Below are 14627 nucleotides of genomic sequence, written 5' to 3'. Positions count from 1 at the left end.
ATGCTACGGTCCATGCAATCAAACGGTCACGTTCATGGCAATCAAAGTCGTTTTCTTCGACGCCGCGGGCACGTTAATTAAGCCGGTCAGAAAAGTCGGCGAGAGCTACGCCGTCACCGCGGCCAAGTACGGCGTCCAAGTTGCGCCGGCGGAGTTAAACGGACGCTTTCAAGTTACCTTCGGGCGCGCCGCGCCCCTCGCTTTCCCTAATGCAGATCATTCCACAATCGACCAACTCGAACGCGACTGGTGGAAAACCTTAGTGCGCCAAGTCTTCGAGCCCTGGGAACCGTTCGAGCGCTTCGATGACTTTTTCGATGACCTGTTCGATTACTTTTCCCAACCGCAAGCATGGACCTTGTTTCCCGAGGTATTGGAAACTCTCAGTGCGCTGAAACGGCGCGGCATGACGCTGGCGGTGATTTCCAACTTCGACTCGCGCCTGATCAAAATTCTACACGGCCTGGACACAACCGAATGGTTTGAAGAAATCTACGTGTCGAGTCGGGTTGGCTATGCAAAACCAGATCGGCGCATTTTTGAATTGGCACTGCGCAACCATGGACTCAATGCGGAGAACGCCGCCCATGTTGGCGACAGCGAAGAAAACGACTGGCGCGGCGCCAATGCCGCAGGATTGAAAGGCCTATTGGTGGATCGGAGCCAAAATCCCTCCCGCGCCGAAGGCCGCATTAGTGACTTACAGCAAATCTTAGAGCACTTAGATTGAACAGAATCCAAGGAGAGTTCATGACCACATCAAACTGGCAAGAGACCGAATCCGATGGCAACAAAATGCCAGTTCACATCAGCACGCCCGACGGCGGCGGCCCTTTCCCAGCGATGATTGTCATCCAGCACCAAAGCGGCGTCGATGAATTTATTCAAAGCATGACCAAGCGCCTGGCCGAACAAGGCTACGTCGCCGCCGCCCCGGATTTGTACCATCGCGACGGTCCCAATTGCCAAGACGACATGCGCACGCGCAGCACGCGCCTGGGCGACCGGCGCGTCTCCAACGACGTCGCCGCGGCGGTGAAGCTGCTGCAAGCGAACCCAGCAGTCAACCGCGACAGGATCGGCATCATCGGTTTCTGCATGGGCGGCCGAGTGGTTTACTTGATGGCCGCAGCGATTCCAGAATTCAAAGCCGCTGTAACCTTCTACCCCGGCAACACCGGTCGCGCCTGGGGCCGCGATATCCCATCGCCGTTCGAGCGCAGCGGCGAAATTCACTGCCCGGTGCAGGGGCATTTCGGTGAAGACGACAAGAACCCGTCGCCCGAAGATATGCAAAAGCTCGACGCTGAACTAAAGAAGCAAAATAAGCCGCACGAATTCTTTTCTTACCCGAACGCCGGCCATGCGTTCTTGGACAACACAAAGGAGAGCTACCGCGCCGCCGCGGCCGAACAAGCTTGGCCGCGCGCGCTGGAATTTTTAAAGCGGCACTTGGGATAGGAACAAAGGCAACAGTAGGAGAGCTCGGACTCAGGCTGCTCCGAGCTTTTTCAAATTCTCCCCAGTTACCCGAAAACCCGTCCACTCGTCCATCGGAAAAGCCCCGAGCTTTTTGTAAAAGTTAATCGCCGGCTGGTTCCAATCGAGCACCGACCATTCGAGCCGGCCGCATTTTCTCTCGACCGCCAACTTCGCAACGTAGCGCAAAAGCGCACCGCCGAAGCCGCGGCGGCGGTATGGCTCTTCAACGAACAGGTCCTCGATGTAGAGTCCGGGCCGTCCCAAGAACGTCGAGAAATTGTGCAAGAACAAAACGAAGCCCACCGGCGTTCCCTCGAAATAGCCGATGGCGACCTCGGCGGTACGCCGCGCGCCGAAGAGTGTTTCCTTCAACAAGGCCTCGGACGCGACGACTTCATGGGAAAGTTTTTCGTACTCGGCGAGTTTTTTGATGAAAGAAAAAATCGTCGGTATCTCTGATTCTGTCGCAACGCGAATTTCGTAGGCGGGGATGTTGGGCATGGTTGGACTCCTGTCGATCGATTCAAAAAAGAGGGCGGGTTTCAAACCCGCCCCTACGGTTCCGAACTCTGCGTCCTCTGCGTCCCTGCGCGAGATTATTCTTTCCGCTTCGCGTCTCTCAAAGCGCGCCAGACGCGCTCCGGCGTCAGCGGCAAATCGCGAATGCGCACGCCGGTCGCCCGGTCAATCGCGTTGCACACCGACGGCGCCACGGAAAGAATGCCGCCCTCGGCCATGCCGCGCACGCCGAAAGGGCCGGGACCGTCGCCGTTCTCAACCAAAACCGTATGAAACTCCTCCGGGACTTCATTGAAGGAAGGTACGCGATAGTCAACCAAGTTGGGATTGAGCAGCTGGCCGTTGTCGTAAACGAGCTGCTCGAAAAACGTGTGCCCTATTCCCTGCATCGCCGCACCCTCTTCCTGGGCAACGCAGTGCTCGGGATGAATCGCTTTACCGACGTCAGCTACGGAAATAAATTTTTTCAACTTCACTTCGCCGGTTTCGCGATCGATCTCGACTTCGCTGGTGCCCATGCCCACTTCCCAAAACACCGGCAATTGGTTGTCGGTGATATCCGGCCCGGCTTCGCCGCGGCCGATCATTTCGCCGCCCGAGGCTTTGCCGAAGCGGACTTCGAAGGCTTCCTTGAACGTCATGCGCGACTCGCCGCAGATCAACGCGCCATCGACGACTTTGATTTGGTTGGGCTTTGCACCCATTTTTTGCGCGGCGAGCTTGATGAATTGTTGTTTCAAATCCCGCGACGCCTTTTGCACCGCCGTGCCCATCAACGTCGTCGAACGGCTCGAACCGGTCGAGCTGTCATAGGGCGTCACTTTAGTGTCCGCACCCGCGACGCGAAATTGATCCATCGGCACGGTCAATTCTTCCGCCGCAATCTGCGTCAGCGTCGTACGCACCCCCTGCCCCATCTCCGTGCTGCCGGCGGCAATATTCATGATGCCGTCGGACTGCATGCGGATCATCGCCACGGAGACCGGCGTGGCGCCAGCGTTGGTGACGGCGCAGCCCATGCCCACCGGCGCGTTTTTCCTCTTGATCGATCGCTTCCAATGGCTCGCGCTGACGAGCGCCTTCAAGCTCGCCGATAATTTCGCGTCGATGCCTTTCAAACCAGGCCGCAGTTCCTGCCCTGGCTTGAGCAGATTCTTCATGCGCAACTCGGCTGGATCCATGCCGAGCTTGCCGGCGAGAATTTCGATCTGCGACTCGCCAGCGTAAATCACTTGCGGCGCGCCGATGGCTCGGTACGAGCCCGCCGAGCCGGTGTTGGTATACACCTGATACGCGTTGGTGCGAATATTGGGAATCCAGTAAGGCCCAAGAATGCGCGTCGCTGCGCGCGCCGTCACCTGCGGCCCATTGTCGTCGTAGCCGCCGGTGTCGAGATAAATTTCCGCCTCGCGCGCCATGATCGTGCCGTCTTTTTTAACGCCGGTCTTGATGCGCACGCGCGCGCCGTGGCGCCGAATCGTCACCATCGACTCGCCGACGGAATTGCAGATGCGCACCGGCTGCTTTGCCTTGCGTGCCAGCGCGACCACCAGCGGCTCAAATTTGGTGTACGACTTACTGCCATAGCCGCCGCCCAAGTAATTGATGATCATACGGACTTTCGCCGCCGGCACTTTGAAGACTTTGGAAATATCGCCGCGCACCTGAAACGGGTGCTGCGCCGAAGAATATACCGTGATCTCATCGTCGGCAGCGTAGTGCGCAATGACCGAGTGCGGCTCCATCGCGTAGTGATAGACCATCGGGAACGTGAAGTTCTCTTCCGAAATAACGTCGGACTGCGCAAAGCCATCATCAACGTTACCGCGGTTCACCTTCTCATGGGTGCCAATGTTGCCGGGCTTGTCGTCGTGCACCAGCGCTGCGCCGGGCTTGCGCGCCGCTTCGATGTTGGCCGCCACTGGCAGTTCCTCGTAATCGACGTTTATCAACGACAACGCTTCGTCTGCCGTCGCGACATCGATCGCTGCCACCGCCGCCACCGGCTCGCCGACGTAGCGCACTTTTTCGCGCGCGATCACCGGCCGGCCATTGTAAGTCGGCGTCAGATCCGTAATGTCGGCAGCGGTCAGCACCGCCACAACGCCCGGCAGCGCCTCGGCTTGCGACGCGTCGATCGAGCGAATGCGCGCATGCGGGTAGGTGCTGCGCAAAATCTTACCGTACAACATGCCCGGCAAGGTGATATCGCCGACAAACTTCGCTTTACCGGTAACTTTTTCGACGCCATCGACCCGCGCCACGTTTTTGCCGACATATTTCAATTCCGCTTTGGCCATGAATTCTCCGTTAGTAAAAATATCCTTTTCGATACCTAACAAAGCGCCAGTTGGACTTCAATGCGTTCGTCACTTTCGCTATAACCATCGGCATGCGTTTCAACTCACGCCTGATTCGCGGCACGTTGATCCAGCGCTACAAGCGCTTTCTCGCTGACGTGGAACTCCCGAGCGGTGAAATCGTTATCGCTCACTGCACCAACACCGGCAGCATGATGGGCTGCAAGGAGCCCGGCAGCGCCGTTTATCTCTCGCGCAGCGACAACCCGAATCGGAAACTGCCCTACACTTGGGAGTTGATCGAAATTAATAGAAACTGGGTGGGCATCAATACCATGCATCCGAACCGGTTAGTCGCCGAAGCCGTCGCATCCGGTGCGATCCAAGAGCTCGCTGGCTACGACTGCATCCGTAGAGAAGTGAAAGTCAGTGCCCACACCCGCCTGGATTTGTGCCTAGAGAGCCAGAACGGGAACTGTTTCGTCGAAGTGAAAAACGTCACGCTAGCAACAGAGGGGGTGGCGGCGTTTCCGGATGCGATAACCGAGCGCGGTACCAAGCACTTGCGAGAGCTCATGCGGCTGCACCGTAAAGGGCACCGAGCGGCGATCGTTTTCGTGATTCAACGTCCCGACTGCCACGCGTTTCGTCCAGCCGATGAGATCGATATGGAATACGGCCGCTGGCTGCGCAAAGCCGTGAAGGCTGGAGTCGAAGCACTGCCTTACATCGCCAAAGTCACACCGAAAGAAATATTTCTTACTGAACGGATCGAGACCCGGCTCTGAACAAGCGGTCATCCTGAACCATCGTGCGCATTTCAAGACTCTGCTGAAAAACCTAAGAATGCTTCGACGGGCTCAGCATGAACGGATTTTTGTCGAACGAATTCAACTTCGTTTCGTTCGTCCTGAGCTTATAGAAGAACTCCGAGGGTGTTTTCCGCACAATCATTCCAAGCAAGGGCCCCTCCTTCTTGCTCGCGGCGATCGAAGTAAAACCCTTCCGGAGCGAAAGCGCGGCCTTCGGCATCTCAAATGGCAAATCTCAGAGTACAGATTCTGCAATGTGAAATTTGTAATCTGAGATTCCGAGCGAGAGAGCGAAGACTAGCGTTCGCTCTGGAAGGGTTTCACCTCGATCGCTCCCCTACCGTGAAAATAATCCGGTCTCGCACGTTCGGGATGACACACCTTTGCCTATCCGCAAACTTGCCTGTCACGCCGCATCAATGATAGACACGCACACATAGATATCTTTCAGTTTCTCAACCCACTAACTCAAGGAGGCTCACATGCTAACCGCAAAAGATATTAAAGGTGCATTGGCGATCATGCCGACGCCGGCGAACCCCGGCGCCGAGCGTTTGGACACCACCAACACGGTCGATCTTGACGAAACCGCTCGCCTCGCCGAAGCGTTGGTGCGCGACGGCGCCAATGGCATCATGGCGCTCGGCACCATGGGCGAATGCGCGACCACGTCGCAGGCTGACTACGAGGCCTACGTCGATTGCCTGGTGAAGACCGTGCGCGGCCGTATCCCGACGTTTGTCGGCACCACCGCGCTGGGCGGCCACGAGATCGCGCGCCGCATCAAATTCGTCAAGGGCATCGGCGCCACGGGTACGTTGCTTGGCATTCCCATGTGGCAGCCGGCCAACACCGACATGGCGGTGAAATTCTACGCCGACGTCGCCGAGACCTTCCCCGATTTTCCAATCATGGTCTACGCCAATCCGCGCGCTTTTCGTTACGACTTTGGCGCCGATTTCTGGGGTCCAGTATCGGAGAAAGCGCCGACGGTCATGTCGGCAAAGTTTTCTAGCAAGGCGATCCTGAAACAATGCGTCGCGGCGAGCAAAGGCCGGGTGAACTTCGTGCCACCCGTCGGCTTGGCTTATGAAATGGCGCAAATCTCGCCCGAGTCGCAGACAACGTGCTGGATACCCTCAGTCGGCCCGCAGGTCGCCATCGCTCTGATGAAAGCTCTTGCAGCGAAGGACGCCGCCGGCGCCAAAGCCGTCGCCGACGACATCGCCTGGGCCAACGAGCCGCACCACGCGATCACGGGTTCCCAGGAAATCTTCGCGGCGTACAACATCCAATTGGAAAAAGTCCTGATGGCCGCCTCGGGCTATTGCAAAACCGGCCCGATCCGCCCGCCGTACAACTATATGCCAGAGGAGTATCGCAAGGCGGCCACCGAAGGCGGCCAGCGCTACGCCAAACTGCGTGAGAAATATTCGAAAGCGCTCGGATAGTCACTCACCACGAAGGCACGAAGGACACGAAGGTTCGGAGAGAAGAATAACCATGAAAAGCACGAAACATACGTAATTTGAGCACCGCGACTCTACAAAGTCTTACTATCGTGTCTTTCGTGTGTTTCGTGGTTCTTTCCGATTCCGAACTTTGCGTTCTCTGCGTTCCCTTCGAAGGTGCTCAGGACATGCTTTGCGGTTAAATTTCCGATCCGGAGAAACACGTGGCCATCGATCTGACCAAACAAGCCGCCTACTCGGACAAGACGCCCTACGAGATTTGGCAAGAGCAGGAAGACATTCCGATTTACCGCGGCCTCGGCATCGACGATCTGCGCGCGATGAAGCTCGGGCCGTGGAAGCGCAAGGGCGCCTCCGGCGCGTTTATCAACATGCTCGGTGCCGGGCGGAGCTGCGACGCCTACGTCTGCGAGATCGCGCCCAAGAGCCAAACAGCGGCAGAGCACTATCTATTCGAAGAGCTGGTCTACGTCGTCAAAGGACGGGGTGCGACGACGGTGTGGCAGGAGGGCGGGCGCAAGCAGACTTTTGAATGGCACGAGGGCAGCATGTTTTCGGCGCCGTTGAACACTTGGCGGCAACATTTCAACGCCACCGGCGATGAACCGGCGCGCTTCGTCGCTTTGACCGACGCGCCGGTGATGATCAACCGCTTTCGCAATCTCGACTTCGTCATGAACAACAGTTTTGCCTTCACCGATCGCTTCAGCGGCGAAGACGGTTATTTCAGCGGCAAGGGCACAGCGGTGGAAACGCATCGGACTTGGGACTCCAACTTCATTGCCGACATTCCCAATTTCAAACTATTGGACCACAACGCCCGCGGCCAGGGTGCGCGCGGCATTTTGCTGCACTTCGCCGCCAACACGATGTCGGCGCACATCGAAGAGTATCCAGTAGGAACGTACCCGCGCGCCCATTGGCATGGCCCCGGCGCGCACATCTTGATCCTCTCCGGCGAAGGCTACTCGTTTCTTTGGGAGCCGGGAAAAAAGCGCGAGCGCATCGACTGGAAGCCCGGCAGCCTGTTCGTGCCGCCGGCCAAATGGTTTCACCAGCACTTCAATCCCGGCAAAGAGCCGGCGCGCTACCTTGCGCTCAAACCGTGGGGCTTCACCTATCAAGTAGAAGATTTGGTCAAGACGCTGGAGGTCGAAGCCAGCGGTGGCACCCAGATCGATTACAAAGACCAGGACCCCGAAGTGCACGAGACGTTCATCAAAGAATGCGCCAACAACGGCGTCGAAGTCAGGCTGAAATTCTAAAAAATGGAAAATCGAAAATGGCCCACCGCTCCCCCTCCCATCATGCAATTCCGACGTTTTCAATTTTCCATTTTCAATTTTCAATCCTCGTCGCGGTTCTGTTCGCGTTCTCCACCCCCCTCTTCGCCCAAGAGCAAATCCTCGTCGGCTATGACGGCCACGCGGGTTTCCAAGGCGCGATCTGGGCGACCAAAGATCTTGGCCTTTTCGAAAAACACAGCCTTAACGGCGAATTGATTTTGATTCCCGGCAGCGCCCGCGGCATGGCGGCACTGCTCTCGGGCAGCGTGCCGTTCATTCAAGGCTCCGCCACGGCGCCACTTGCCGCCTACGTGCGCGGCGCGGACGTCGTCGTTATCGCAGCCGCCTACAACAAACTGCCGTTGAGCGTGGTGGTCCGCAAGGAGATACGCGCGCCGGCCGAGCTCGTCGGCAAGAAGATGGGCATCGTCAATTTCGGCGGCTCCAATGATCTTGGCGTGACGCTGGCCCTTAAGGAATGGAACATCCCGCGCAGCGCCGTCACAATTCTCGCTGCCGGCGGCGCACCCGAAAGGCTCGCGGCCCTGATGAACGGCAATATCGACGCTACGGTTCTGTCGCCGCCGGAGACCATCGCCGCGACGCGCGCCGGGCTGCGTATTCTGGCCAACCTGGGCGACTTGAACGCATCGTTCCCCCAAACTCTCGTCATGACACGGCGCTCTTACCTGACAAGTCGACGAGATACCGTGAAACGATTTTTGCGCGCCTATAGCGAAGGAATTTTTGAATTCAAAACCAACAAAGAAAAAGCGATTAAGGTCTACGGCAATCGGCTCAAGCAAAAGGATGTGACGATCCTCGAAGAAACCCACAACTTCTACGGCGCAAAATTTTCCTTTCCACCGCGCCTGGATCGCAGCGGCATTACGACGACTCTTGAACTTGTGAGGCAAACAACAGATGTCAAAGAACCAAATCTGGCCGGATTCGTCGACGAGAGCGTTATCGACGAATTGGAAAAAGACGGATTCTACAAGAAGTTTTTCGACGCACGCTCAAAGAAATGACAATCTCTTAACTCCTTTCTTGGCGCCCTTTGCGCCTTTGCGCGAGGCAATCCGAAAATCAGTGGAGCACTAGTCCATGACAGAACCAATAATATCCACCGAGTCCGTCGTCGGCACCGGCGGCACATATAAAAAATGGGTGGAGAGCGAAGGCGTTCCGCTCGTCGAAAGCTTTTTCGTCGAAGACGTCGCCACCGTGCCGCTGGAACCGTGGAAGCGCACCGGCGGCCTGGGCGTGCGGCTCTGCCTGGAAGGCACGGGCGAAACCAACGATGCTTACATTTGCGAGATTCCAGCAGGCAAAGCGCTGGAGCCGGAAAAGCACATGTACGAAGAGCTGATCTACGTCATCAGCGGCCGCGGCGCGACGACGATCTGGAACGAAGGTGGACCGAAGCGGACTTTCGAATGGCAGGAAGGCTCGCTATTTTCCCCGCCGATCAACTCCTGGCATCAGATTTTCAACGTCAACGGCTCCGAGCCGGCGCGTTTTCTTGCCGTCACCAGCGCGCCGATCATGATGAACCTGATGCACAGCACCGACTTTATTTTCAATTGTCCCTACGTGTTTCGCGAACGTTTCAACTCGGAAGAAAACTATTTCAGCAGTCCGGGGACCTGGTACTCTGGGCGGACCTGGCTAACGAATTTCGTCGCCGACGTGAAGAATTTGCCATTGCTCGAATGGAAGGAGCGGGGTGGCGGCGGCTCGCAAGTCCGGTTTGAATTGTCGGAAAACACCTTGTGCGGGCACGTCTCGCAGTTTTCCGTCGGCACCTACAAAAAAGCCCACTTCCACGGCCCCGGTGCGCATGTGATCATCTTGCGCGGCCAAGGTTACTCGCTGCTATGGCAGCAAGGCCAAGAGATCAAACGTTACAACTGGAAGCCAGGCAGCCTGGTCGTGCCGCCGGGCGGCTGGTTCCACCAGCATTTCAACGCTGGCAGCGAACCGGCGCGCTACCTAGCCTTGCGCTGGGGCAGCCAAAAGTATCACGAGCTCTGGGGCGAAGGCCGCGGCAAGGTCGACATCGACGTCAAGCTCGGCGGCAACCAGATCGAATACGAAGACGAAGCGCCGGTCGTAAGAAAATGGTTCGACGAGGCCTGCACCAAGGCCGGCGTCAAAAACATGATGGAGAAATATTACGCGAAAGCCTGACTTACCGACCAAGCTTCGCGCGGCTCAGCAGCCAAACATTGGAAACCCGACAGGAGAAACGGACGGGAAGAAAGGAGGTTACGAGGACTTGGAGGGTGGGAGTAGGAAAAGTTTTGCGGGAAATAGGTCGTGCGAAAGGCCAAAATCTTGCTCTGCGCCTGGAGCGGGCTATAATGATGCCTTACATCGCCAGGCGACCCGGCTAGACGTAAAAAATGAAACCCCATACAAACTCGACGCGACCGGCAACTTCTGCGCCGCTCACCCTGACACCGCACATCCTCGTCGTCGATGACGACACAGTCATTTGTGAGCAGCTGCAGCGCCTCTATGCACTCAACAATTTTCAGGTAACCGTCGCTCACCGCGGCGAGGAAGCACTGGAAATTCTCGAAAACCGAGACGTCGATCTCGTCATCACCGACGTTCGCCTGCCGGGTATAAGCGGCGTGGAGCTGAGCCAACGCATCGCCGAGACCTGGAGTGACGTTCCCGTGATTGTGGCGGCGCCTTCCAAGGCGACTATTGTGGCGCAAGCGACAATCAGCGAAAACAACGCCTTCTTATGCCAGGGAAGTGTGCGCCGAGAATGCGTTTCCGTAGTCGCCATCAAAAACGTCCTTAAGCCAAAGTCATAGATTAGCTTGGGTCAGAGGCCGCTAATAGCCGTCGCTCCACCATTTCACAAACGGCATGCCATGCCAGAAGATGGAGCTCCTGAATTCGCGGCGTGAACCTTGCCGGCGCGATGAAACAGAGATCGCTCGATTGCACGATGGGTCCCGCAGAAGCGCCAGTAAAACCGATCCTAAACGCACCGCATTGGTGTGCAGCGTCTAACCCACGCAGGACATTGGGTGATTTACCGCTGGTACTGATCCCGACAACCACGTCACCAGGCTTTGCAAGCGCGCGAACTTGCCGGGAGAATATTTGGCTGTAATCCCAATCGTTGCCGACGCAAGTTAGAACTGAGGTGTCGGTCGTTAGTGCAACCGCTGCAAAAGGTTGACTTTCTTGGGCGAAGCGTCCGATCAATTCAGCCGCCACATGCTGTGCGTCGGCGGCGCTGCCACCGTTACCAAAAAGCAGGATCTTATGCCCTGACCGAATCGCTCGAATAAGCGTCTGGGTGACCTCCACAAGCACCGGCAAAGAGTGCCGAAGTAGCTCTTGGTGGGCATTTATGCTGTCTCTAACGATGATACGCAATTCTTCTTCCAACTTGTCACCGCTTGCGCTGTCAGCTCTGAGACGTTGCAGCAAAGTTACCGTCTCCGCCACCGCGCCCGCGCCGCCAGCGGACGTTAACACATGGTGTGCGTTTTCTTTGGCCTTGGCAGTGGCGTTGCGCGGCGTCAGAGCAAATCCAACGATTGGAAACGCCATTGCATCGCGGTCTCCGTCACCAACGAAACAGAAGTTTTCCAACGACACCCCAAGCTTCTTGGAAAGCTCCTGCAACGCTGCGACTTTGTCTTTCGCGCCGCGCATCACGTTTTCGATAGCAAAGCGCTTGGCAATGCGATCGACAAGCTCGGTGTCTTCGCCCGTCACCAACGCGAGGACCAGGCCAGAACGGCGTGCGGTGGTCACCGCATCTAGATCATGGAAGTCAAAGCGAGGTTCGTATGATTCATTCTGCTGGAACACCCCAGTGCCATCAGTAAGAACGCCGTCAATATCCAACGCAAGAACCAAAATATCTTTCACCATACTGTCCGGCCCCCGTCGATCACCAAGTTGGCCCCGGTCATGTAAGACGAGGCATCGGAAACGAGAAACACGATCGCAGCCTTGTACTCGTCTTTATCAGCCATGCGTTGGAGCGGGATCAGGTTGACCAAACGCCCGACGAAATCCTCGTCCTGCCCAGTAAATACACCGCCGGGAGAGAGCGAGTTGACGCGCACCCCGCGGTCCGCCCAGTAAGTCGCCAAGTAGCGCGTCAGGCCGACGATTCCATGCTTAACCACCGAATAGCTCACCGGCTTGGTTGGTTGTTGATCGGCCGGCAGCTTGCTGTCGCGATAGATTCTCTGGTCGGGTGCAATGATGCCCAAGTCGGACGCAATATTGAGAATGACTCCGCAGCCGCGCCGCGCCAACTCCGAACCGATAATTTGGCTGCAGAGAAAAGCCCCGGTTAAGCCCACCGCAACAGCCTGTTCCCACGTGGCCAGAGGAAAATTTTCCAGACGCGACCAGTGGCCGCCGCTCTGCGCTCCTGCGTCCACCTTGGGATTATTAGCTGCATTATTAATCAAGATATCGACTCTTTGGAAATTAGCAAGCACAGTGCGCAAAGCTTCCTTAACTTCGTCGGGCTGGCAGATGTTTGCACCAATGCCCAGGCTCTTGCATCCGTGAGTCGCTGCGAGCTGGCGCGCTCGCTCCTGCGCCAAGCGTTCGTCCACGTCGACAAGCACCGGCGTGCCGCCCATCTCCGCAATCGCTTCGGCATGGCGCGTACCCAGTAGACCGGCGCCACCGGTAATGATGGCGACATGGTCCTTCAGCTCAAAGCGCTCGCGCACACTAGATGATGCCAGGCTCATAGGACACCGGACCCCGCCATCATTTGCTTGCGCTGGCCGAAGAGCCGTTGTTGAGGTTGCCACCGACGCGTCGCAGCTTCTTTATGATCGGCACTTCGCTCGCATAAACGCGTTTGATGCCATCGCCCATGGATTTCTCGATGGCGCGCACATCTTTCACCAGGCGCCAAAACCCTTGCCATTCCACCGAAGCGGCTTGGTCACTGCCCCACATGGCTCGGTCCAGCGTGATATGCCGTTCGATCATACACGAGCCCAAAGCCGCAGCCGCGATCGACGAAGGCGCCAACCCTACTTCATGGCCGGAATAACCCACCGGCACACCGTAGCGCTGTCGTAATCGAGATCGCGCACGCCAATGCTGGCTTCTGTCAAACAATAATCGATCGCAGCTGCGGGATATCGCGCGTCTCCCTTCTCACGGGTAAACCGCTCCTCTTGCGCAGCAGCGACGATTTCACCGTCGCGCACAAGCGCGGCTGCTGAGTCGTGATAGAAAGCTGATATTCCCAGCACGTAAGTAGACATGAAGCCAGTCTGTTATGAGCTCAATGCAGGTTTTTCAAAAAGAACTAATCGGCTCTCTTGTAACGCGCCGCAAAACACTCGAATTGCTTTTGATTGAACCAAGAGAGCCGATGCAACACATAACGCGCCATCAGCACAAGAATGCTGCACCCATAGTTAACGCTGGCGATGAGACTCGCGCTTGAGGCTTCGGGAAAATACCGCGTTGGCACTGGCACCTCTTTAACACGAAATCCTAAATGTGCGACTTGAACGATCATCTCTTGATCGAAAACAAAATTATCCGAATTGAGCAAGAACGGCACTTGTTCTAACACTCGGCGATTATAGGCCCGGTAACCGGTATGATATTCGGATAATGCCAGCCCAAGAATCTTATTCTCCACCCAAGTCAAAAACCGATTCCCTAAAAATTTCCACCACGGCATCCCCTGAGCAACGACGTCACCACCCAGCAATCTCGAACCGAGCACAATGTCAGCCTCGTCCGCCTTGATAGGGGCAATCAAGTTCGGCAGCAGAGTCGGATCATATTGATAATCCGGATGGAGCATGACGATGATATCAGCACCGGCTTTGAGCGCTTCGGTGTAACACGTCTTCTGGTTAGCGCCGTATCCCATGTTGCGAGCATGCACGAACACTTCAAGCTTAAGTTCTTTGGCGATCTTCAGAGTTTCATCCCGGCTTCCATCATCCACCAAAATGACTTGGTCGACATTGCTCATCGGAATCGCGTCATAGGTAATTCTGAGGGTCCGAGCGGCATTGTAAGCCGGCATCACGACGACGACCTTTCGTCGGGCTTGGTTTGACGTTATTGCTGTCATTGTTCTAAGGAATCAAAGCTCGACGCACCGCTCATTGACCGAGCGCACGCACGTCTACGATATAGATGCTATTGTCCATGATTTCTCTACGCTCTCCAGCGTACGAGGCCAATGCATATCGGGATCGATCTCGTGTCAACTCTTTTAGGTAAGAATTAAAGGGCTCGAAATAAAGGCGATTCGCACGAAGAAACTCTGAAGTAAAATGTCGCCTGTCAACGATCAAGTAATCGATCTTGTTTTTCTGACAGAACTGCACAACGCTCGAAATGTCAGTGGAGTAATAGGCATTAAAAAATTCAAATGTTCTTTCTTTCAGAACTAACCAATAGCGGTCTTTGTAGGGTTGAGACAATTCGTAATTTAGAAACACTTTGCGCCTGGAGAATGTCGGAATGTAATCGGCAAGCATTGGATGTGCCGCTATCATCGCTCCTTTCGGCAGCGCAGCTACGGTCATGAAAAGCTCTTTCTTGTCCGATTGATTATCCAACGCAGCGCTCTGATTGAGGTCAAAATGCAAAAGTAGGATTGCGACGACAAAAGTCTGCGCCGCGACTCTGGCGCGCGCCAGCGGGATTTTGGCAACTAAACGATCAATGGCTAAACTAACGATGGCCACACAAACGATCGGGACTGTGTATTGA

At 56.2% G+C, this 14627-nt stretch carries 16 protein-coding genes; 8 read left to right on the top strand and 8 right to left on the bottom strand.

From position 1 onward, the window contains the following. Positions 1–34: 34 nt before the first annotated feature. On the top strand, positions 35–730 hold the full coding sequence (locus tag FJ145_06770; GenBank protein ID MBM4261133.1) for an HAD-IA family hydrolase: 696 nt from the start codon (positions 35–37) through the stop codon (positions 728–730). Positions 731–750: 20 nt separating this feature from the next. Continuing rightward, positions 751–1461: a dienelactone hydrolase family protein gene (locus FJ145_06765; protein MBM4261132.1), complete on the top strand. Its 711-nt coding sequence runs from the start codon at positions 751–753 to the stop codon at positions 1459–1461. Positions 1462–1491: 30 nt separating this feature from the next. On the opposite strand, the gene FJ145_06760 is transcribed toward FJ145_06765, so the two are convergent. Then, positions 1492–1983, bottom strand: coding sequence for a GNAT family N-acetyltransferase (locus tag FJ145_06760; protein ID MBM4261131.1), 492 nt, complete (start codon positions 1981–1983; stop codon positions 1492–1494). A gap of 95 nt (positions 1984–2078) precedes the next feature. Next, entirely contained in the window at positions 2079–4301 is a 2223-nt protein-coding gene (locus tag FJ145_06755; protein ID MBM4261130.1) for a xanthine dehydrogenase family protein molybdopterin-binding subunit, read from the bottom strand. Positions 4302–4393: 92 nt separating this feature from the next. Here FJ145_06755 and sfsA point away from each other — a divergent pair, with 92 nt between their 5' ends. The 6 genes from sfsA to FJ145_06725 all read left to right on the top strand — a co-directional run bounded on the left by sfsA (position 4394) and on the right by FJ145_06725 (position 10702). Beyond that, positions 4394–5089, top strand: a complete 696-nt coding sequence (gene sfsA, locus FJ145_06750) for a DNA/RNA nuclease SfsA (protein ID MBM4261129.1) — start codon at positions 4394–4396, stop codon at positions 5087–5089. 506 nt (positions 5090–5595) lie between these two features. Next, entirely contained in the window at positions 5596–6564 is a 969-nt protein-coding gene (locus FJ145_06745; protein ID MBM4261128.1) for an aldolase, read from the top strand. 224 nt (positions 6565–6788) lie between these two features. Continuing rightward, a complete protein-coding gene (locus tag FJ145_06740; protein ID MBM4261127.1) occupies positions 6789–7850 on the top strand; it encodes a cupin domain-containing protein in 1062 nt (353 codons plus the stop codon). Continuing rightward, a complete protein-coding gene (locus FJ145_06735; GenBank protein MBM4261126.1) occupies positions 7631–8902 on the top strand; it encodes an ABC transporter substrate-binding protein in 1272 nt (423 codons plus the stop codon). The genes FJ145_06740 and FJ145_06735 overlap by 220 nt, the downstream gene beginning before the upstream one ends. Positions 8903–8978: 76 nt before the next feature. Continuing rightward, positions 8979–10064 carry a cupin domain-containing protein gene (locus FJ145_06730; GenBank protein MBM4261125.1) on the top strand — a complete coding sequence of 362 codons (1086 nt, stop codon included), beginning with the start codon at positions 8979–8981 and terminating at the stop codon, positions 10062–10064. A 215-nt stretch (positions 10065–10279) separates the two neighbouring features. Continuing rightward, positions 10280–10702 carry a response regulator gene (locus FJ145_06725; GenBank protein MBM4261124.1) on the top strand — a complete coding sequence of 141 codons (423 nt, stop codon included), beginning with the start codon at positions 10280–10282 and terminating at the stop codon, positions 10700–10702. Between the two features lies 1 nt (position 10703). On the opposite strand, the gene FJ145_06720 is transcribed toward FJ145_06725, so the two are convergent. Genes FJ145_06720 through FJ145_06695 form a run of 6 tightly spaced genes read right to left on the bottom strand, consistent with a single transcriptional unit; the run spans position 10704 to position 14602 of the window. After that, positions 10704–11780 (bottom strand): SIS domain-containing protein, encoded by a 1077-nt coding sequence (locus tag FJ145_06720; protein MBM4261123.1) that lies wholly within the window; start codon positions 11778–11780, stop codon positions 10704–10706. Continuing rightward, positions 11774–12622: an SDR family oxidoreductase gene (locus tag FJ145_06715; protein ID MBM4261122.1), complete on the bottom strand. Its 849-nt coding sequence runs from the start codon at positions 12620–12622 to the stop codon at positions 11774–11776. Before FJ145_06715 ends, FJ145_06720 begins: the two co-directional genes overlap by 7 nt. Before the next feature lie 19 nt (positions 12623–12641). Then, positions 12642–13025 (bottom strand): hypothetical protein, encoded by a 384-nt coding sequence (locus FJ145_06710; protein MBM4261121.1) that lies wholly within the window; start codon positions 13023–13025, stop codon positions 12642–12644. Then, positions 12914–13150: a hypothetical protein gene (locus FJ145_06705; protein ID MBM4261120.1), complete on the bottom strand. Its 237-nt coding sequence runs from the start codon at positions 13148–13150 to the stop codon at positions 12914–12916. Before FJ145_06705 ends, FJ145_06710 begins: the two co-directional genes overlap by 112 nt. A 44-nt stretch (positions 13151–13194) precedes the next feature. Further along, positions 13195–13980, bottom strand: a complete 786-nt coding sequence (locus FJ145_06700; GenBank protein MBM4261119.1) for a glycosyltransferase family 2 protein — start codon at positions 13978–13980, stop codon at positions 13195–13197. Positions 13981–14011: 31 nt separating this feature from the next. Next, positions 14012–14602 (bottom strand): hypothetical protein, encoded by a 591-nt coding sequence (locus FJ145_06695; protein MBM4261118.1) that lies wholly within the window; start codon positions 14600–14602, stop codon positions 14012–14014. Between the last annotated feature and the right edge of the window lie 25 nt (positions 14603–14627).

It is taken from the genome of Deltaproteobacteria bacterium (genome assembly GCA_016874755.1).
Lineage (GTDB): Bacteria > Desulfobacterota > Binatia > UBA9968 > UBA9968 > DP-20.
This window is presented reverse-complemented; position numbering and strand designations above follow the sequence as displayed.

Bases quoted from the DNA above. Each gene is read 5' to 3' on its own strand.
- FJ145_06770 (MBM4261133.1), top strand. From the start codon at position 35: ATGGCAATCAAAGTCGTTTTCTTCGACGCCGCGGGCACGTTAATTAAG.
- FJ145_06730 (MBM4261125.1), top strand. From the start codon at position 8,979: ATGACAGAACCAATAATATCCACCGAGTCCGTCGTCGGCACCGGCGGC.
- FJ145_06705 (MBM4261120.1), bottom strand. From the start codon at position 13,150: ATGTCTACTTACGTGCTGGGAATATCAGCTTTCTATCACGACTCAGCA.
- FJ145_06700 (MBM4261119.1), bottom strand. From the start codon at position 13,980: ATGACAGCAATAACGTCAAACCAAGCCCGACGAAAGGTCGTCGTCGTG.
- sfsA (MBM4261129.1), top strand. From the start codon at position 4,394: ATGCGTTTCAACTCACGCCTGATTCGCGGCACGTTGATCCAGCGCTAC.
- FJ145_06755 (MBM4261130.1), bottom strand. From the start codon at position 4,301: ATGGCCAAAGCGGAATTGAAATATGTCGGCAAAAACGTGGCGCGGGTC.
- FJ145_06765 (MBM4261132.1), top strand. From the start codon at position 751: ATGACCACATCAAACTGGCAAGAGACCGAATCCGATGGCAACAAAATG.
- FJ145_06715 (MBM4261122.1), bottom strand. From the start codon at position 12,622: ATGAGCCTGGCATCATCTAGTGTGCGCGAGCGCTTTGAGCTGAAGGAC.
- FJ145_06725 (MBM4261124.1), top strand. From the start codon at position 10,280: ATGAAACCCCATACAAACTCGACGCGACCGGCAACTTCTGCGCCGCTC.
- FJ145_06720 (MBM4261123.1), bottom strand. From the start codon at position 11,780: ATGGTGAAAGATATTTTGGTTCTTGCGTTGGATATTGACGGCGTTCTT.
- FJ145_06760 (MBM4261131.1), bottom strand. From the start codon at position 1,983: ATGCCCAACATCCCCGCCTACGAAATTCGCGTTGCGACAGAATCAGAG.
- FJ145_06745 (MBM4261128.1), top strand. From the start codon at position 5,596: ATGCTAACCGCAAAAGATATTAAAGGTGCATTGGCGATCATGCCGACG.
- FJ145_06735 (MBM4261126.1), top strand. From the start codon at position 7,631: ATGGTTTCACCAGCACTTCAATCCCGGCAAAGAGCCGGCGCGCTACCT.